This is a genomic window from Gammaproteobacteria bacterium, assembly GCA_011682695.1.
Lineage (GTDB): Bacteria > Actinomycetota > Acidimicrobiia > Spongiisociales > UBA4744 > BMS3Bbin01.
On sequence record JAACED010000038.1, the window covers coordinates 1 to 18194 of the forward strand.

At 63.0% G+C, this 18194-nt stretch carries 17 protein-coding genes, 2 tRNA genes and 1 riboswitch; of the genes, 16 read left to right on the forward strand and 3 right to left on the reverse strand.

What is annotated here, in order from left to right; translation table 11 throughout:
* A partial coding sequence (locus tag GWP04_08430) for a hypothetical protein (protein NIA25584.1) occupies window positions 1–794 on the forward strand: 794 nt, incomplete at its 5' end.
* A gap of 57 nt (window positions 795–851) precedes the next feature.
* On the opposite strand, the gene GWP04_08435 is transcribed toward GWP04_08430, so the two are convergent.
* Entirely contained in the window at window positions 852–2561 is a 1710-nt protein-coding gene (locus GWP04_08435) for a hypothetical protein (GenBank protein ID NIA25585.1), read from the reverse strand.
* 261 nt (window positions 2562–2822) lie between these two features.
* Here GWP04_08435 and GWP04_08440 point away from each other — a divergent pair, with 261 nt between their 5' ends.
* The 8 genes from GWP04_08440 to GWP04_08475 all read left to right on the forward strand — a co-directional run bounded on the left by GWP04_08440 (window position 2823) and on the right by GWP04_08475 (window position 10824).
* A complete protein-coding gene (locus GWP04_08440; GenBank protein ID NIA25586.1) occupies window positions 2823–4514 on the forward strand; it encodes an FAD-dependent oxidoreductase in 1692 nt (563 codons plus the stop codon).
* Between the two features lie 53 nt (window positions 4515–4567).
* Window positions 4568–5581 (forward strand): beta-ketoacyl-ACP synthase III, encoded by a 1014-nt coding sequence (gene fabH, locus GWP04_08445; protein NIA25587.1) that lies wholly within the window; start codon window positions 4568–4570, stop codon window positions 5579–5581.
* Between the two features lie 108 nt (window positions 5582–5689).
* Window positions 5690–6091, forward strand: coding sequence for a PspC domain-containing protein (locus tag GWP04_08450; GenBank protein NIA25588.1), 402 nt, complete (start codon window positions 5690–5692; stop codon window positions 6089–6091).
* Window positions 6088–6687 (forward strand): hypothetical protein, encoded by a 600-nt coding sequence (locus GWP04_08455; protein NIA25589.1) that lies wholly within the window; start codon window positions 6088–6090, stop codon window positions 6685–6687. Before GWP04_08450 ends, GWP04_08455 begins: the two co-directional genes overlap by 4 nt.
* Window positions 6684–6848 carry a hypothetical protein gene (locus GWP04_08460; protein ID NIA25590.1) on the forward strand — a complete coding sequence of 55 codons (165 nt, stop codon included), beginning with the start codon at window positions 6684–6686 and terminating at the stop codon, window positions 6846–6848. Before GWP04_08455 ends, GWP04_08460 begins: the two co-directional genes overlap by 4 nt.
* A 117-nt stretch (window positions 6849–6965) precedes the next feature.
* A riboswitch (TPP riboswitch) is annotated at window positions 6966–7076 on the forward strand.
* A gap of 21 nt (window positions 7077–7097) precedes the next feature.
* A complete protein-coding gene (locus GWP04_08465) occupies window positions 7098–8219 on the forward strand; it encodes a thiamine ABC transporter substrate-binding protein (GenBank protein NIA25591.1) in 1122 nt (373 codons plus the stop codon).
* Window positions 8220–8257: 38 nt separating this feature from the next.
* Window positions 8258–9841, forward strand: coding sequence for an ABC transporter permease subunit (locus GWP04_08470; GenBank protein ID NIA25592.1), 1584 nt, complete (start codon window positions 8258–8260; stop codon window positions 9839–9841).
* The gene (locus GWP04_08475; GenBank protein NIA25593.1) at window positions 9841–10824 is read left to right on the forward strand and encodes an ATP-binding cassette domain-containing protein; all 984 of its coding nucleotides are present in this window, start codon (window positions 9841–9843) and stop codon (window positions 10822–10824) included. Before GWP04_08470 ends, GWP04_08475 begins: the two co-directional genes overlap by 1 nt.
* Here GWP04_08475 and GWP04_08480 read toward each other — a convergent pair.
* Window positions 10819–11421, reverse strand: a complete 603-nt coding sequence (locus GWP04_08480; GenBank protein NIA25594.1) for a hypothetical protein — start codon at window positions 11419–11421, stop codon at window positions 10819–10821. The genes GWP04_08475 and GWP04_08480 overlap by 6 nt on opposite strands.
* Window positions 11422–11488: 67 nt before the next feature.
* Between GWP04_08480 and GWP04_08485 the strand changes: the two genes are divergently transcribed.
* The 4 genes from GWP04_08485 to GWP04_08500 all read left to right on the forward strand — a co-directional run bounded on the left by GWP04_08485 (window position 11489) and on the right by GWP04_08500 (window position 13288).
* Window positions 11489–11881, forward strand: a complete 393-nt coding sequence (locus GWP04_08485) for a YbgC/FadM family acyl-CoA thioesterase (protein NIA25595.1) — start codon at window positions 11489–11491, stop codon at window positions 11879–11881.
* Between the two features lie 160 nt (window positions 11882–12041).
* Complete coding sequence (locus GWP04_08490) at window positions 12042–13058, forward strand: zinc-binding dehydrogenase (protein ID NIA25596.1); 1017 nt, start codon at window positions 12042–12044, stop codon at window positions 13056–13058.
* A gap of 68 nt (window positions 13059–13126) precedes the next feature.
* A tRNA-Asp gene (locus GWP04_08495) sits at window positions 13127–13204 on the forward strand.
* 8 nt (window positions 13205–13212) lie between these two features.
* Window positions 13213–13288, forward strand: a tRNA-Phe gene (locus GWP04_08500).
* A 459-nt stretch (window positions 13289–13747) separates the two neighbouring features.
* Here GWP04_08500 and GWP04_08505 read toward each other — a convergent pair.
* Window positions 13748–14512: a hypothetical protein gene (locus GWP04_08505; GenBank protein ID NIA25597.1), complete on the reverse strand. Its 765-nt coding sequence runs from the start codon at window positions 14510–14512 to the stop codon at window positions 13748–13750.
* A gap of 122 nt (window positions 14513–14634) precedes the next feature.
* Here GWP04_08505 and GWP04_08510 point away from each other — a divergent pair, with 122 nt between their 5' ends.
* From GWP04_08510 to argS, 3 genes are all read left to right on the forward strand, one after another.
* Window positions 14635–14811, forward strand: coding sequence for a hypothetical protein (locus GWP04_08510; protein ID NIA25598.1), 177 nt, complete (start codon window positions 14635–14637; stop codon window positions 14809–14811).
* Between the two features lie 11 nt (window positions 14812–14822).
* Complete coding sequence (locus GWP04_08515; protein ID NIA25599.1) at window positions 14823–16853, forward strand: tungsten formylmethanofuran dehydrogenase; 2031 nt, start codon at window positions 14823–14825, stop codon at window positions 16851–16853.
* Between the two features lie 52 nt (window positions 16854–16905).
* Window positions 16906–18194: arginine--tRNA ligase (gene argS / locus GWP04_08520; protein NIA25600.1), on the forward strand; the 1289-nt coding region annotated here is incomplete at its 3' end.

An 18194-nucleotide genomic window follows, 5' to 3' on the forward strand; every position in this document is an offset into this window, starting at 1 on the left:
CCGAAGCCGAGGCCGAACTCGAAATCGAGATCGAAGCCGACGACTCGCAGGAGAGCACATCGTCTGCAGTCGATGACAGCTCAACCACGACCACGACGTCGAGTTCCGACGATTCCGTCGAGGACGCCGACGACTCCCTCGAGAGCGAGGACTCCCCGTCGGACCAGGTGGCGCCCACAGGCGGAACCTTCCCTGTCGACGAGGCCGGTGTAGTCGAAATCGCGGTCAGTGATGCAGGGCTCGAACTCATCTCGGCGACGCCCAACGATGGTTTCGAAGTCTCGAGCATCTCCACGGAAGTGGACAGCGTCGAGGTGAAGTTCCAGAGCGGGTCGCTCGAAGTCGAGTTCGAAGCCGAGCTCGAGGACGGGATGCTCTACGTCAAGGTCTCTCGTGATGCTGTCGAGGATTCGTCCAGCGACGATCATGATTCGCTCGAAAGCGATGACTCCACGACGCATGACTCCTCGTCTGACGATTCCTCGACCGAGGAGTCAGAGGACACGACCCCGGCCGTGGACATGACCAAGACGTTCACCGTCGTTACCGCCGGTTCGGTCCAGATCAGCGTCTCGGGCGGAAGCCTGGAACTGTTGGATACCAGCCTGAATGCAGGCTGGGAGATCATCGAGATGCGCACCGAGACCGATCAGATCGAGATCACGTTCAGCAACGGGTCCGTGGAAGTCGAATTCGAAGCAGAGATCGACAACGGTCAACTCGACATAAGCATCGAGGTCAACAACGACAACGATGACGAAGAGAGCGGCAGCTCGTCATCGAGCAACAGCTGACACCGCAGCCCTCCAGCCGAGAGAGTGGGCCTCCCCGAGGCCCACTCTTCCGTTTGGCTACTTCGTCCGATATCCGCCCAGCTCGTTGATCAGCACCCAGCTGACGACCGCGCCAATCGTGATGTTCTCGGTCGCATAGGCGGTCTGCACGACGCCGGCGGACCCTCGCTGTGCCCTTCCGCTGCGTGCGTCACGCATCAACTGGAACCTCCGCTGCCACTCGACGAAATTCGCCGGCCTCAGATCGACCCATCCCTTGGCAGCCCAGCGATCGATCGCCTCCGGAGACAACGAAATGACCGTCTCACCCGCAACCTCGGGAATCCTGATGCGCGGGCCCCTGATCAACGATCTCCCATCCTTGGTGATGATGGGCAGCCCGAGCGAAGTGATCGTGTCCCGCAGGTCGGGATGTTCCACAAGCAAATCCGTCGCCGCTGTCGCGATCTCTTCGGCTGTCGCTGCCAGGACGGCGGGCAGCGTCCGATATGTGAGCTTGAGGAGTTCGGCCTCCCACAGCAACTTGGAGAGCTCCGGCGGACCGAGCTGGCCCAGCGCCACGCTGTGCGTACCGGTCTCCTCTTCGAGTTTGCGTAGTTTCACCAGTGCGTCTTCGCGCAGCACGCCGGCCCGATAACTCGGATCCACGACCGAGCCGTCCATTGCCGCGATGACATCGTGGCCCGTGTTGTCGCCGGTGATCTCCTGGAGACAGATCTGTGCGACTTCTTCCGGAGTCACGAACTCCATCTGCCGCAACGCGGTGATCGCCTCGAATTCACCCTTCGTGAACACGCCATTCTCCCCTGTGCCCACCACGGGAAGCTGTAGATCGGGCCCCCGTTCGAACTCGTCGGGACTCACCCGCAGGGCAAGACGCGTCTCCAACGGCTCGACACGTGCGCCGTAGCGCCGCACGGGCTCACCCCGCTCATAGATCGTTCGGTAGTCGATGTCCGCGTACCCGATCATCGCCGCAGGCTTGATCTCCTTGACGATCGGTCCACCGGCCGTGCGCGCCATGAGGAACAGCAGACCGGTGTGGGCAAATGCGACCGATGCCTTGGTCATCAGCTTCGCGGAGGGGCGATCCTCCGAATGTGTGTAGGGGACGTTGAGCCCCATCCCTCCGGTTCCCGTCGTCCCGATCTTGAGATAGAGGCGCGTCGAGACCTTTCGCATCGCCCTGTCCAGGATCATCACGTGGCGAATCAGCTGCGGAACCGCCTGGGAGAGAATCAGCGCCTCGACATCGTGCGCGACCTCATCGGCCGGATACGACGGGTCCTCCTGAAGCCGATCCACGCTCCGCTTGGCGACCCGTGCCGACGTGTAGACGTCCTGATAGCTGATCGCCGTCGCCGTGTTGATCGCGTCGACGATCACGTCGGGGCGATGCTCATCGATCAGATGAGCCAACCGGGAACGTTCGAACGCCTCGTCGACCGGACCCAGCAAATCATCGAAGACGCCCTCTCGGGCGTCTTCGTCTTCGAGCAGATCGCCCCGAGACCTCTGAGCAAAAGCTTCCCGAGCGAAGATGTCCCCCCACTCGCCAACGAATTCGGTGTCACTCTCGGGGAACAGGGCACGCAGGTCTGCGACCGCCTGCTCCACCCCCTCTTCGTAGAGCGACACGAGCACGATCCGCTCCGGCCGCAAGTCGGTTGCGATACGGTGCGCAACTTGGAAGCCGACCAGGCCGGCCCCCCCAAGAATCATGAACGTTCGGTCCTCCACGCACTGCCTCCGCCCTCGACAACACATGCCAAGGCTACCTGTCCGGAGAACCCGCCCATTCGTCTCCTTGGAGGGCACCTCCCAAGACCCCCTCCGTCCCTGGCGGGACACCTCCTCCCCCAACGTCGGCCCTGGGGGCCTCCTGGGGGAGGAAACGAACATTTCTCGCCCCAGCGAGCGAAGCGAGCGTTGGGGGGAGTACGGCGAAGCCGACCGGGGCCGGCGAAGCCGGGAGGCTCACTTCGTGCAGTCGACAATCTCCATGAACAACACACCTAGTCTTCGACCATGGCAACCGCCCTCAACCCGACGCAACGCAGCAGGGACCTCGATCGGCTGCGGAACGAAACATTCGACGTGCTGGTCATCGGTGGTGGAATCACAGGGACCGGTGCTGCCCTCGACGCCGCATCACGCGGTCTCTCGGTTGGCCTGATCGAACAACGCGACCTCGCTTCAGGAACATCGAGCCGATCTAGCAAGCTCATCCACGGTGGCCTCCGCTACCTCGAGCAACTCAACTTCCGTCTCGTGTGGGAGGCGCTGCACGAACGCGGCCTCCTGTTGGACCGCATCGCCCCGCACCTGGTCCGCCCGGTCTCGTTCCTCTACCCGCTCACCCATCGTGTCTGGGAACGGCTCTACGTGGGAGCCGGAGTCACGATGTACGACCTGTTCGCCAGAGCAGGCGTCAACCCGCTCCCACGGCACCAGCAGCTCTCCCGAAAACGTGCAATCGAGCTTTTCCCTTCCCTGCGTAAGGACAGCCTCGTCGGGGCAATTCGCTACTGGGACGCGCAAGAGGACGACGCCCGCTTTGTCCTGACCGTTGCGCGCACCGCCGCAGGACTTGGTGCCGCCATTGCGCCCAGCCTGACCGCCACCGGACTCCGCAAGGGCGGTGATCGAGTCACCGGAGTCGAGGCCCGCTGTCTCGAACGTGGAGAGACCTTCACGATCAGTGCCCGAGCCGTCATCAACGCCACCGGCGTCTGGACCGACAAGATCCAGGACCTCGCGGGTCGCGGGGCAATCCACGTGCGCTCCTCCAAAGGCATCCACCTGGTAGTGCCCAGAGATCGCATCCGTGGAGACGCAGGCCTGATCACCAAGACCGAGAAGAGCGTCCTGTTCGTCATACCCTGGAACGACCACTGGATCATCGGCACGACGGACACCGACTGGGATCTGGACCTCGCCCACCCCGCCGCTTCGAGCACGGACATCGACTACCTGCTCAGGCACATCAACCAGGTCATCGATCCACCCCTCAGTCACGATGATGTCGAAGGTGTGTTCGCCGGCTTGCGTCCCCTCCTCTACGGCGAATCCGATTCGACGTCCAAGCTGAGCCGTGAGCATGCGGTCACCGAGGTTGTACCCGGTCTCATCACCGTCGCGGGCGGCAAGTACACCACCTATCGGGTCATGGCCAAGGATGCCATCGACGCCGCAGTAGAGAGTCTCAGTCCAGATACACCACCATCAGCAACGCACGATCTCGCTCTTGCAGGAGCCGAGGGCTACCGGGACCTGTGGGACCGAAGGGAGCAGGTCGCCGCGAAGCAAGGCCTCCCCCTCGAAACCGTCGAGCACCTCCTGCACCGGTACGGCTCGATGATCGAAGATATCTTCCGGCTGATCGATGCCGACCCGACGCTGGGCGAGACGCTCTCCGGCGAATACCTCAAAGCCGAGATCGTCTACGCGGCCTCCCATGAGGGAGCACTGCATCTCGACGACGTCCTCACGCGAAGGACCAGGATCTCGGTCGAGACCAAAGACCGCGGAACCGACGTCGCTGAAGAGGCCGCCCGGCTCATCGGGCCTTTGCTCGGCTGGGATGAGCAAACCCGGCGGCAGGAGGTGGCCTACTACCTCGCACGGGTTGAGGCCGAACGAGACTCTCAACGCCAACCCGACGACCGTACAGCCGACGCGGTTCGTCTCGGGGCTCCGGACATTCGCAAGTCGACCTGACCGGTTCCACATCGCGCGATACCATGCCCCCACCATCCGGGAAGGCAGATTGCATGGCACTCCGTTCGCGAATCACGGGCGTCGGAAGCTACGTCCCGCCGAAGGTCGTCACCAACGAAGACCTCAGTCGGCTCTTCGACACGTCCGACGAGTGGATCACCCAGCGGACCGGCATCAAGCAACGACACTGGGTGGAAGGTTCCACATCCACCTCCGATCTGGCACTGGAAGCGTCCCGACAGGCCCTCGCATCGGCAGGAGTCGGCCCCGAGGACCTGGACATGATCTTCTTCGCGACCATCAGTCCGGATCACTTCTTCCCCGGCAGCGGCGTATTCCTCCAGCGCAAGTTGGGAATCTCCGACATCCCTGCGATCGACGTCCGCCAGCAGTGCACCGGATTCATCTACGGCACTTCGATGGCCGACCAATACATCCGAACAGGATCGGCACGCCGGGTTCTCGTCGTAGGCGCCGAGATCCACTCCAAAGGCCTCGACCTCAGCTCTGAAGGTCGCGATGTCACCGTGCTCTTTGGGGATGGCGCCGGAGCGATCGTCATGGAAGCCACCGACGTCCAGGACCCTGCGGTCGATCCGCATGTCTTCTCCACACATTTGCACGCCGACGGCACGTTTGCCGAAGAGTTGTGGGTCGAGGCCCCAGGAATGGCCGTCGGTGACCGCATGGTGACCTACGAGATCATCGACCGCGGCCAAATCTATCCCAAGATGAACGGCCGCAAGGTGTACGTCAACGCGATCAAGCGCATGCCGGAAGCGATCACCGAGACCATCGAGGCCAACGGTGTCGCTCTCGAAGACGTCGACCTCTTCGTTTTTCACCAGGCCAATCTCCGGATCAACGAGGCCGTCGCCCAACGCATGGGGATTCCCGAGGAGAAGGTGTTCAACACAATCGACCGGTTTGCCAACACGACCGCCGCAACGATCCCGATCGGACTTCACGAGGCCGAGAAAGCCGAAGTCCTGCAGCCGGGGATGCTGGTGGCATCGGCATCCTTCGGCAGCGGATTCACCTGGGCATCGATGCTGATCCGGTGGTGATTCGTTCTCGTGACGCTCGGCGGGAATAGTCACGCTCCAGCGTCGCCAGAACGGGAAGACCGGTCGCGCGTACTCGAGTAGGTTGGAATCAACGCCAGGAGGGAACACATGAGCACGCCTGAGAGCCCGACGCCGACGAGCACGCCGAAGGTCCTCCGACGAAGTGCAAGCGACAAGGTCATCGCAGGAGTCGCAGGTGGTTTGGGACGCTATCTGGGCATCGACTCGGTGATCATCCGGATCATCCTGCTCATCTTGCTCGTCGCAGGCGGTTCGGGTTTCCTGATCTATCTGATCGGGTGGATCGCCATACCGATGGAAAAGCCCGGCGACAACGTCGGGCCGGCGACCGGCCAGGCAAGCAGCGCAACGGTACTGATTGGCAGCACGCTGATCATCATCGGTGGGTTCATGATCCTCAACCGTATCGTCCCAAGCATCAGCAAGTTCATCCTGCCGGTCATCGTGATCATCATCGGTCTGGCGGTGATCGTTGGAGGCAGACGATGAACGGTCGGGCCGGGCGACTCGTCCTCGGCCTGATCCTCCTGCTGATCGGGATTGGATGGTTCCTCCAGACCGCAGGACTCATCGACCGCCTCGCCTGGGACTGGATCCTCCCCGCCATCCTCGTCATCATCGGCGTGGCTCTCATCGCCGACGCCAAGGGGCACAGGCACGGTGGTCTGATCGCTCTCGGTGTGATCCTGACGCTCATGCTCATGGCAGGTGGAGGCACGGCCGTCAGCGTCAACACGACCGGAAGTGCAGTCGGTGAGCGGAACGAACGGATAGCCAGCATGACCGACCTCAAGGACACCTCCATGTTTGCCGGCAGTCTCACCCTCGACTTGCGCGACCTCGACCTGCCGTCCGGGACGACCAAGGTCGATGTCAGTGTGTTCGCCGGAGAAATCGAGATTCGTGTCCCAGATAACGTCACCGTCGAGGTGAGCGCCAACACGTTGTTCGGAGAGATCAACGCATTCGGGGAACGGCGGTCGGGTGTGGGCGTAGGTCTCGACAAGACATCGCCGGGAGACAGCAACCGAACCCTGGTATTGAACGTCTCCGCCTTTGCCGGGCAGATCGGAGTATCACGATGAAGGGTTCCATTACCGCCGGGGTGTTCTTCGTCATCGTCGGCGTCGTCTTCCTTCTCGAAGCGGCCGGGGTTTGGGACGTTCCTTCGGACTACCTGCTGCCGGCAGCCGTCATCGCCCTGGGAGTGGCCCTGCTCGTTGGAGGCGCTGCCGACAGGACCTGAAGGCGAGAGCGACCCCTCTCCCGTTCTGGTGACGCTTCACCTGGATGATCCCAGTCAACCGTCACGAGAACGGATGGTTTGTCGGGATCGCGGGCTCTCTCGCCGGTTCCGCTACAATCGATATCGCACGGGAGCTCGGTTTGACCGGGCTGAGAAGGAGACTTGGAGTCTCCGACCGTTGGAACCTGACCGGATAATGCCGGCGTAGGAAGCTGTCTCAGCCTGGCCTCCGAACACAAAGGAGGCACCATGCGTAGAACACCAAAGGTCCGCCGTCTCGGCGGACTCGCCATTGCACTGACCCTGATCGTCGCGGCATGCAGCCCGACAGGATCGGCACCGAAGGAATCGAGTACCACGACAAGCGAGAGCACCACCCAACCCGCAGAGACCACCGCCCAACCCACCGAAATCGTCCTGCTCACCCACGATGCATTCGCCGTCTCGGACAATGTCCTCGCAGACTTCACCTCCCAGACCGGTGTCAAAGTCAAGCTGTTGCAGTCGGACGATGCCGGGACGATGCTCAATCAGGCGATCCTCACGAAGGACAACCCGATTGCGGACGTGATGTTCGGCATCGACAACACATTCCTCTCGCGGGCCTTGTCGGAAGGTATCTTCGATCCGTATGCGTCACCGGGCCTGGCAACGGTGCCCAAGGCGCTCCAACTCGACCCCGAGCACCACGTCACCCCGATCGACTTCGGCGACGTCTGTCTCAACTACGACAAGGCCGCGTTCCAGGGAGACGTTCCAGCCCCAACTTCACTTCTCGACCTGACCGACCCGGCCTATCGAGACATGCTCGTCGTCGAAGATCCGGCGACGTCGTCACCCGGCTTGGCGTTTCTGCTGGCAACGATCGCCGAGTTCGGTGAGGAGGGCGACTACACCTGGAAGGACTTCTGGGCAGACTTGGCGGCAAACGGAGTCAAGGTCGACGCCGGATGGACGGAGGCCTACTACTCGGACTTCTCCGCTGCGTCGGATGGAACACGGCCCCTGGTCGTCTCCTACGCGTCGTCCCCGCCGGCAGAGGTGATCTTCTCCGAGACCCCGCTCACCAGCGCGCCGACGGCCGTCATCACCGACGGGTGCTTCCGTCAGATCGAGTTCGCAGGGATCCTCGCGGGCACCGAGCATCCGGACGCCGCCCGGAAACTCATCGACTTCATGCTCTCGAAAGAGTTCCAGGAGGACATCCCCCTGAACATGTTCGTCTTCCCTGCGAATTCCCAAGCCGCGTTGCCACCCGAGTTCATCGAGTTCACAACGCTGCCTGAGCACCCGGAGTCCCTGGACCCGGCGCTCATCGAACAGAACAGGGAACGCTGGATCGAGGACTGGACGGAGATCATACGAAAGTGAAATCCCCAGCCGGTCTACGAGAGCGTGTCGGCGGCGCCATCCTCGTCGCGATCCCTCTGGTTTTCCTTGGCTACTTCTTCGCGTACCCGCTTGGAGCGATTCTCACCAAGAGTCTCCTCCAGGCGGGGCGCGTCGACCTGGCGCCTTTCGCCGAGGTGTTTCGCCGCGGCACCCTGCGAAACGCCATCTGGTTCACCGTGTGGCAGGCGACCGCGTCCATGCTGCTCACCCTGGTCGTCGCGTTGCCGGCGGCATATGTCTTCGCGCGGTACCGGTTCCCGGGCAAGAGCGTGCTTCGTGCGGCAATCACCGTTCCGTTCGTGCTCCCGACCGTCGTCGTCGGAACGGCCTTTCTGGCGCTCCTCGGACCGACCGGACTGATCGATCTCAGCGGCACCGTGTGGCTGATCCTCATCGCCCATGTCTTCTTCAACTACGCCATCGTCGTGCGTACCGTCGGCGGGTTTTGGGCGAATCTCGATCCTCGGCTCGAAGAGGCGGCACGAATGCTGGGCGCGGGACGGTGGCGCACGTTCCGTACCGTCACATTGCCGCTGCTCCGACCTGCGCTGGCGGCGGCAGGATCGATCGTGTTCCTGTTCACCTTCACGTCCTTCGGAGTGATCCTCATCCTTGGAGGCCTCCGCTTCGCCACGATCGAAGTCGAGATCTGGCGCCAGACAATCTCGTATCTGCAGTTGCCGATCGCGAGTGCGCTCGCCGTGATTCAACTCGTCGGCGTCACCTCGATCCTGTTCGCGTACTCGCGCTACCAGCAGCGGCGCATGATCGAACTGCCCCTCCGCCCGGCGCAGGAAGTGTCACGAGTGCCGAGGACCTTGCGCGACCGGGCCATCGTCGGTACCACCCTTGGCTTCACCGGTCTCTTCCTCGGAACTCCTCTGGCAGTACTCATCGAACGCTCCCTGCGGACCGACACCGGGTTCGGGTTCGCTGCCTACCGATCCCTCGCCACACCGACATCCGCCCTCTTCGTCCCGCCGGTGGAAGCCATCCGAAACTCGATCCTCTTCGCCCTCACAGCGACCGTGATTGCAGTGACCGTCGGCATGGCGGCTGCGGCAATCGTTGCCTATCGGACGGGCCTTCTCTCCAGAGCTTTCGACGTGCTGCTGATGCTCCCGCTCGGCACGTCTGCGGTGACGATCGGATTCGGTTTCCTCGTGGCGCTCGGGCGACCGGTCGACCTGAGGACCTCACCGGTGCTGATACCGATCGCCCACGCGCTCGTCGCGATCCCGTTCGTCGTGCGAACCGCCGTTCCGGTAATGCGGTCCGTGAAGGAGAAGCTGCGCGAAGCTGCGGCAATGCTCGGTGCTCCCCCTTCCCGCGTGTGGCGACGGATCGACCTCCCGATGGTGTTTCGCGCCGGACTGGTAGGCGCAGGGTTCGCGTTCGCCATATCTCTCGGAGAGTTCGGTGCCACCAGTTTCATTGCCCGGCCGGCGACACCCACGTTGCCGATCGCGATCTTCCGTCTGCTCGGGCGGCCAGGCACCCTCGATCAAGCGCTGGCGCTCGCAACGGTGCTCATGGTGCTGACCGCACTCTCGATACTCCTCATCGAGCGGTTCCGCTTCGGCGAGTTAGGTGACTTCTGATGCTCGAAGTGAAGGACCTCGCCGTCTCCTTCGAAGGAGTGCCATTCCTCCACGATGTGAACCTCACCGTGACGGACGGAACGGTCGTCGCGATCCTCGGTCCCAGCGGAAGTGGAAAGACGACGCTGCTGCGAACCATCGCCGGCCTGCAGCGCTTCGACTCCGGGTCCATCGCCTGGGACGGCAAGTTGCTCGACCACACACCGCCGCACGCACGAGGCTTCGGGCTGATGTTCCAGGACTACGCCCTGTTTCCGCATATGACAGTCGGCGCAAACGTCGCCTTCGGTATCGAGGACCGCCCCGATGTGGACCGCAGAGTCGCAGAAGTACTCGGCTGGGTCGGGCTTGCAGGCTACGAGCATCGCGGCGTGGGACATCTCTCCGGCGGGGAACAGCAGCGGGTCGCCCTGGCTCGTTCGCTCGCTCCCGAGCCGAAGGTCCTGATGCTCGACGAGCCGGTCGGATCTCTCGACCGGACGTTGAGAGAGCGGATCGTTCCGGAGCTCAGAGATCTCTTCGTGACTCACAACATCACCGCGATCTACGTCACCCACGACCAGGAGGAGGCATTTGGGATCGCCGACTGGATCGTCATCCTACGAGATGGCACAGTTGCGCAAGCTGGTACTCCCGAGCAGGTGTGGCGAGCACCGGTGGACGCGTGGGTGGCCCGGTTTCTCGGGTTCGCCAACGTGGTCACGGTCAACGTGTCCGGCGGGATCGCCACCGCACCGTGGGGCACGTTCGAAGCCCCAGGAGTCTCCGACGGCGCCGGCCAAGTGATCATCAGACAGGATGCCATCACGACAAACGGTCCGCTCGAAGCTGTCGTCGCGCAACGCAGCTTCAGGGGAGGCCACTACACGACCCATCTCGAGATGCCCGACGGGACGATCCTCCAGGCCGAACTCGACCACGCCGAGGAGCCCGGCACATCGATCCGTTTCCGCATCGACCCCGACGGAGTCGTCGGCCTATGAGCCGGTGTGCGCCCGTCTTGGGAGATACATGCCCGTGCGTTCCATGTAGGCCCGGTAGTCGTCCCCGTATCTGATCAACAGGTCACGCTCCTCCGCCCGCGACATGAAGTGAAACAGTGGAAGCCACACGAACGAGTAGACCGCCAGGAAGGGTGAGTGGCATAGGAAGGCAATCACCCACCAGTACCAGACCTCGCCCGCAGCCTGTGGATGCCTGATCTTCTTGTAGATTCCGCCGTACATGGTGTGCTGTTCCTTAAGAACCATGGTCTCCTCGCCGGCGTCTCTCATCCCGCGGGCGAACACGATGCCCGAAGGAATGGCGATCACGACGGCGATCAGCGCGGACACCCAGTAGGGCCACGGAAGCGTCTTCGGGAACGACCACGGCAACGGGAAGAACGCATACACCACGTAGTTGATCCCCACGACCGTCATCATCACCGCGGAGAGGATCCGGAACCGTGTGCACCTCCGATAGGCGGCTTCCGCACCGATCTGTCGCGACAACGCCGCCGGCCCGACACTCGCCACATAGAAGGCAAACGTCAAGATCGTGGCGCCGATCATCACCGCAACGTTGAGCCATGGCAGCATCTGGAGCCTCCTCTCCCGGGCGCAATGCTACGACCACGCGAGAGCGCCTGCATTAGCCTGTCCACTCATGGCACGCACGACGACCATCAAGGTCCGCTTCTATGAACTGGACCCCTACAGCCACGTGAACCACACCGCGTACTTCGGCTACTTCGAAACCGCTCGCATCGAGGCCCTCGAAGCGGTGGGACTCGGCATGGATCAAATGTCGGCCGCAGGCATCCACCTGGTGGTCGTCGAGATGAATGCCCGATTCATTCGCCCCGCGGTCTCCGGGGATACGCTGCGTATCGAGTCCGAGCTCGTAGAGCGCCGTCGGGCGTCGTCCATATGGCGGCAGCGAATGTTCCGAGACGACACGTTGATCGCGACGCTCGAGATCCGCGCGGCGGTCACCGGCCTCGACGGCAAGCCGACCCGCTTCCCGCCCGAGTTCGCCGAGGCGTTTGAAGCGCTCTGAGGACGAACAGCTCGAAGCGTCCGACCGTCGTGCCTGGAAAGGGCCGGCACTGCCGAGAACCGTCGTCGACATGCCCCGTACACGAGGTTCAGCGGGTCCTCAGAATGATTGAGACGTTCTGGAGCTGACCCGGCGACAGGCCGCTACTACGCTGCCTGTCATGAAAGCTTGGCTCCTTCACGACATCGGCGGACCGGAATCCTTCACCCTCGAGGAGGTCGAAACTCCGAGCCCCGGGCCCGGTGAAGTCCGTGTTCGCCTGCAAATCTCGGCCCTCAACCATCTCGACATCTGGTCGTCCATGGGGATGCCGAAACCCCCGCTCCCCCACGTTGCCGGCGCGGACGGTTCAGGCGTCATCGACGCCCTCGGTGCAGATGTCGCCGGAATGGCCATCGGCGACGAAGTCATCGTCAACCCGTCTCTCTCGTGTGGACACTGCGCAGCGTGTCTGCGCGGCGACACACCATTCTGTGACACCTACCAGATCCTCGGTGAACACCGCTGGGGGACCTTCGCTGAGCAGGTCGTTGTCCCGGCCCACAACATCACGGCGAAGCCTTCCTCCCTGAGCTGGGAGGAGGCGGGCGCGTACGGCCTCGCCTACGGCACCGCATACCGCATGTTGCACAGGGCCCGTCTCCAGGGTGGTGAAACGCTGCTGGTCATCGGCGTCGGAGGTGGTGTCTCGAGCGCAGGAATGCTCATCGGCAAGGCGATGGGAGCAAACGTGTATGTCACCTCCCGGGACCCAGAGAAGATCGAGAAGGCGATCTCACTGGGAGCGGACGGCGGCTTCCTTTCTGATGAGAGCTATGACCGCGCTCTCAAGGCCGCCATCGGCGCCGGCGCGAATGTCGTACTCGAGAACGTGGGGAAGCCGACGTGGGACACTTCCATTCGCTCCCTCGAAAAGGGCGGCCGTCTCGTCACCTGTGGAGCAACGGGAGGAACGACCGTGGAGCTCACCGTTCCGAGATTGTTCTTCAAACAGCTCGAGATCATCGGGTCGACCATGTACGACTTCGGTGAGTTCGCATCGACGACACGCCTCGTTGCCACAGGGCGGGTGCCGGTACTCGTCGACTCCGTCTTCGGTTTCGACGACCTCCCCTCGGCTCTGGGCCGCATGCAAGGGAAAGATCAGTTCGGCAAGATCCTGCTGCGGCACGGATGACGAACCCGGGCGTGTTCGAGACCCCCTATACTGCCGCCGTCTACACGGCTGCGCCGTGGAGCGGTCTTGGGGGCGTGGTGAAGCCTGGAGTTCACGCCGGCCTGTCAAGCCGGAGGTCGCGGGTTCAAATCCCGTCGTCCCCGCCAATCTGCTCGGCCAGGTAGCTCAGTAGGAAGAGCACAGGTCTGAAAAACCTGGGGTCGGCAGTTCGATTCTGCCCCTGGCCACCAGCAAAACCCCAGGTCCCGGACCTGGGGGGCAGTCTCGTGCCGGCACCGTTAGGCGGACGAAACGCCTCTTTTCACACTTGTTACTCGCCGACTCGACATCGACTCACCGCTGAGTAGGCTCGCCAGGTCAGTCCGTTCCTGGATGGGCTGCCCGCGACAACGGCGACTTTCACCCTGGCAGGTCGCCGTTCTCGCTTCTACCACCGGCATCCGCTGACGCCTCGATCCCCAATCATTACGCCAGGCTCCGCCGGCCCCGGTCGGCTTCGCCGTACTCCCCCCAACGCTCGCTTCGCTCACTGGGGGGAGAGACAACTCGCTTCGCTCACTGGGGGGGAGGTGTCCTCGGAGCTCTGGCCGAGGACGGAGGGGGTCTTGGGAGGTGCCGCCCAGCGGTGGAGGGAGTCCTGGGTCGAACGGGGCCTGCCTGGCTTCACACCGGCATCACTCAGCAATCTCCTAGTTGCTGTGGATGACTGCCATCAACGGCGCCCAGCGGGCCACCGCTTCTCCGTAACGGTCCCCCGCCGTCTTGAGGTCGCCCACATCCAGAGCTTCCAAAGATGCATGCACCTCTGCAGCCGTTTCGTCGAACACCAGCTCGCCATCTGCGAAGAACTCGGCGACGGACCCGTAGTCCAACTCCACCATCGACGCAGCGGGAAAGTCGTCCAGCCAGCCTCGAAACTCGTCGAGTTCCTCCGTGACCACGTAGTCGAACCCGGCCCCCCGCAGCGTGTCGAGCGCTGAAGCCACCCGGTCGGTTGCCTGCACCAGTGAAGTCCGATACCGAATCGACGTTCCATCGAGTCGTGAAACCAGTTCGCGTTCTGTCGAATCGAACGCCACGAACCAGCGCAAGGGCACATGCCAGGCAGCCGTGAGGATGTGCGACCGGACCGACGGCTGGCGATCGTGAAGACGGGCAAGTTCGTCGGCCGCCCTGGCAGCCACCTGCTCGGGCACGATCACGTCACCACCGATGTCCGAATACGCATGGTGAAAGGCAAGCAAGCCTTCCAGCACACGAATTCGGGGGAAACGCGGGCAGAGGAACCGGGTTCCCCGCCACTCGGCGAGGAGCGCGTCGTCTTGCATCGGTTCCGCCAGGAGACCGAAAGCGCCTGCAGCCACCTGAGGCATTGGCGGATGGTCGACAACGACGACCTGTCCCGGCAGAGCTCGCTCGGGAAGGTACACGCGCAAAAAGGCTGTCCGAATCACAGCCGGCATGCTACTCAGCCGTAATCGTTGGAAGACACAGGGGGCACAGGGCGTTCCCGGGAAGAGGCACTCACTCAGCCACTACACTGTTGACATCGGACAATCGGAAGGAGCAGTCGCGAATGGGCGTAGCGGTCTACGACGAAGTCCTCCTCAACATCGAGGTCGCCCTACGACTTCGTATCATTCGCACAACCCGCTCCACAGCATCAGGTCCCGCCGCAGGCGGGACCAAGTCTTTCTCTGGGCATCAATGCACGCCCGCCACCGTCGGATGCGGCGGGATCGACGGCGACTGAAGGGAGAAACGGTGGAAGTCGTTGCCGAGTTACAGGACAATCACAAGGCCTTGGGCCTAACTGACGAGCAGGTCATCGACATGTATCGGGGGATCCTGCTCGCTCGAAGACTCGACGAACGGATCTGGGCACTGAACCGCCAGGGGCGGGCCGCGTTCGTAGTTTCCGCTTCCGGGCAGGAGGGATCACAGGTTCCTCCAGTGATGGCGATGAACCCCGACATCGACTGGGCCCTCCCGTACTACCGAGATCTCGGCACCGTGCTCGCATGGGGCATGACACCTGAACAGGTGCTTCTCGGAGTCATGGCCAAGGCCGGAGACCCCTCGAGCGAGGGGCGCCAGATGCCATCGCACTGGTCGTTGCGCGAACGTCGTATCTTCTCCCACTCCTCACCCATAGCGACGCAGTATCCGCACGCAGCAGGCATCGCCAAAGTGGTCCAGCAAGACGGCACCGGGGCGATCGTGTTCGTGTCCGGCGGTGAAGGGTCCACCTCTGAAGGCGACTGGCATGAAATGATGAACTTCGCCGGGATCCACTCCCTGCCGCTGATCGTCCTCATCGAGAACAACCAGTACGCCATCTCCGTACCCGAACGAGAGGAAGTCGGCGGGCGCATCTCGGCCAGGGCAGTCGGCTACGGCGTCCACGGGGTGCTGGTCGACGGCAACGATCCCCTCGCCGTATACAAAGTCACGAAGGACGCTGCGGATCGCGCTCGCAGAGGTGACGGACCGACCCTGATCGAAGCAAGAACGTATCGCTACTACGCGCACACATCGGACGACGACGACACGCTGTACCGCAGCCGCGAGGAAGTCGAAGCGTGGAAACGGCGCGACCCGCTCAGTCAGCTCCGGCAATACCTCATCGAGACCCGCCTGCTGAGCGACGAGGACGACGAGCGCATGGAAGCGGAGATCGCCCAAGAGCTCAAAAGGGCCGTCGACACGGTCGAGGCCGCCCCGGATCCCGACGATCCGTTTTCGGTGGTGTACATGAATCCGATCACTCCGGCACAGCCGGCCGTGGCACCGGAAGCGCCGATCGAAGGCGAAGAAACCAATCTCATTTCGGCCATCAACCGTACGCTGCATGAGATCATGGAGCGCCATCCCGAGACAGTGGTCTTCGGTGAGGACGTCGCCGACCCGAAGGGTGGCGTATTCAAGGCCACGCAGGGACTCGAGGTCGCTTTCGGAAGTGACCGCAGCTTCAACATGCCGCTCGCCGAATCTCTCATCGTCGGTGTCGGCGTCGGTATGGCAGCGGCCGGCAAGAAGCCGCTCGTCGAGATCGAGTTCGCGGACTTCATCCATCCCGCCTTCGACCAGATCGTCTCGGAGGTTGCCCGCATCCACTACCGCACAAAGGGCAGATGGCGGTGTCCGATGGTGATCCGTGCGCCGTACGGCGGCGGCATCCGCGGCGCCCTCTACCACTCGCAATCGGTCGAGGCGTTCTACGCCCACATCCCCGGACTGAAGGTGGTGATCCCGTCGACGCCGGCCGACGCCAAAGGCCTGCTCTGGTCTGCAGCGGAAGATCCGGATCCGGTGCTGTTCCTCGAACCGAAGAAACTGTATCGACTGGCAACGGGCCCGTTCCCGGCCGGGGAGTATCGCATTCCGCTCGGCAAGGCCGCCATTCGCAGGGCGGGTACCGATCTCACGATTCTCGCCTACGGGACCATGGCACGGTTCGCCCTGGAAGCCGCCGATCAGCTTGCAGAGCACGGTGTCTCCGCCGAGATCATCGACCTGAGGACGCTGAAACCCCTCGATTGGCCGACCATCGAGGCCTCCGTCGAAAAGACCACACGGGTACTCATCGTGCACGAGGACAACGAGTTCGGTGGATATGGGGCCGAGCTCGCGGCACAGATCGTGGACAAGGCGTTCGAGCACTTGGATGCACCGGTCCGCCGCTACGCCAGCCCCGATGTGCCGACATTCCCGTTCAACGCCAAGCTCGAGGCGATGATCATGCCCAACACGGCCGGCATCGTCGAGCACGCGTTGGAGCTGTACAAGTACTGATCGGAACGGTGCACGGCGACCCGGGGCCCGACAGCGGGTACCCTTGCGATCCATGTCTTTGCTCGCGCGTCTTTCAGAAATCGTCGGTGACGCCTTCGAAGTCGCCGGGGTCGACCGTTCCTATGGGTCCGTGGCCGTCTCCAAACGGCCCGACCTGGGCCAGTTCCAGTGCAACGGCGCACTGGCGGCTGCCCGCAGCGTCGGCAGGAACCCACGTGAGATCGCCCAGACCGTCATTGACGCCCTCACGGCCACGGAGATGTTCGCCGCAGTGTCGATCGCCGGGCCCGGATTCATCAACCTGACGCTGACCGATGCTGCAATTGCTGCGGTGACCCAGGCGGCCGTGGACGATGAGCGGTGCGGCTGCACCCTGGTGGAGCATCCCGTCCGTTACATCGTCGACTTTGGTGGTCCCACCGTTGCAAAGGCGATGCACGTCGGTCACCTCCGGTCCACGATCATCGGCGACTCTCTCCAGCGCCTCCTTCGATTCCTCGGTCACGACGTCACCAGCGATATCCACTTGGGTGACTGGGGAACGCAGATGGGAATGCTGATCATCGAGGTGGAGCGCCGATACCCGGACCTTCCCTACTTCGACGCATCCTTCAGTGGCCCCTACCCGACCGAGTCGCCCGTGACCCTCGATGACCTCCACGAGATGTATCCGACAGTGGCGGCGCGCGTCGCAGAAGACGAAGCCGAAGCGGAGCGTGCTCGCCGGGCAACCACCGAACTGCAGAATGGACGACCCGGTTACCGGGCACTTTGGCAACATTTCGCGAATGTCTCCATCAGCGCACAACGTGCCGACTTCGAGGCCCTGGGAGTGAGATTCGACCTGTGGTACGGCGAGAGCACGGTCCACGATCGAATCGCACCGCTCCTCGAACGCATCAAGTCTTCCGGTCGCGCCGTGATGAGTGACGGTGCTCTCGTGGTGCCGGTCGCAGAGGAGGGCGACCAGATGGACATTCCTCCTATGCTCCTGACGAAGTCCGACGGTTCCTACCTGTACACGACAACCGACCTCGCCACCCTCGACCAGCGGATCACCGAGCTGGGGGCAGAAGACATCCTCTATGTCGTCGACGCGAGGCAGGCCCTGCATTTCATCCAGGTGTTCCGGGCTGCGAGGCTCACCGGAGTCGTTCCCGATAATGTCGTCCTCGAGCATATTGCCTTCGGCACGATGAACGGCACCGACGGCAAGCCGTTCAAAACACGCGAAGGTGGCGTCCTCAAACTCAAGGATCTCATCGCGATGGTCACCGCCGCCGCCCTCGCACGCCTCGCCGAAGCTCGCATCGCGGAGAGCTATCCGGACGAGGAACGCGC

Bases quoted from the DNA above. Each gene is read 5' to 3' on its own strand.
- GWP04_08485 (NIA25595.1), top strand. From the start codon at position 11,489: ATGGCACGCACGACGACCATCAAGGTCCGCTTCTATGAACTGGACCCC.
- GWP04_08465 (NIA25591.1), top strand. From the start codon at position 7,098: ATGCGTAGAACACCAAAGGTCCGCCGTCTCGGCGGACTCGCCATTGCA.
- GWP04_08490 (NIA25596.1), top strand. From the start codon at position 12,042: ATGAAAGCTTGGCTCCTTCACGACATCGGCGGACCGGAATCCTTCACC.
- GWP04_08450 (NIA25588.1), top strand. From the start codon at position 5,690: ATGAGCACGCCTGAGAGCCCGACGCCGACGAGCACGCCGAAGGTCCTC.
- GWP04_08435 (NIA25585.1), bottom strand. From the start codon at position 2,561: ATGTGTTGTCGAGGGCGGAGGCAGTGCGTGGAGGACCGAACGTTCATG.
- GWP04_08475 (NIA25593.1), top strand. From the start codon at position 9,841: ATGCTCGAAGTGAAGGACCTCGCCGTCTCCTTCGAAGGAGTGCCATTC.
- GWP04_08455 (NIA25589.1), top strand. From the start codon at position 6,088: ATGAACGGTCGGGCCGGGCGACTCGTCCTCGGCCTGATCCTCCTGCTG.
- GWP04_08460 (NIA25590.1), top strand. From the start codon at position 6,684: ATGAAGGGTTCCATTACCGCCGGGGTGTTCTTCGTCATCGTCGGCGTC.
- GWP04_08440 (NIA25586.1), top strand. From the start codon at position 2,823: ATGGCAACCGCCCTCAACCCGACGCAACGCAGCAGGGACCTCGATCGG.
- fabH (NIA25587.1), top strand. From the start codon at position 4,568: ATGGCACTCCGTTCGCGAATCACGGGCGTCGGAAGCTACGTCCCGCCG.
- GWP04_08510 (NIA25598.1), top strand. From the start codon at position 14,635: ATGGGCGTAGCGGTCTACGACGAAGTCCTCCTCAACATCGAGGTCGCC.
- GWP04_08480 (NIA25594.1), bottom strand. From the start codon at position 11,421: ATGCTGCCATGGCTCAACGTTGCGGTGATGATCGGCGCCACGATCTTG.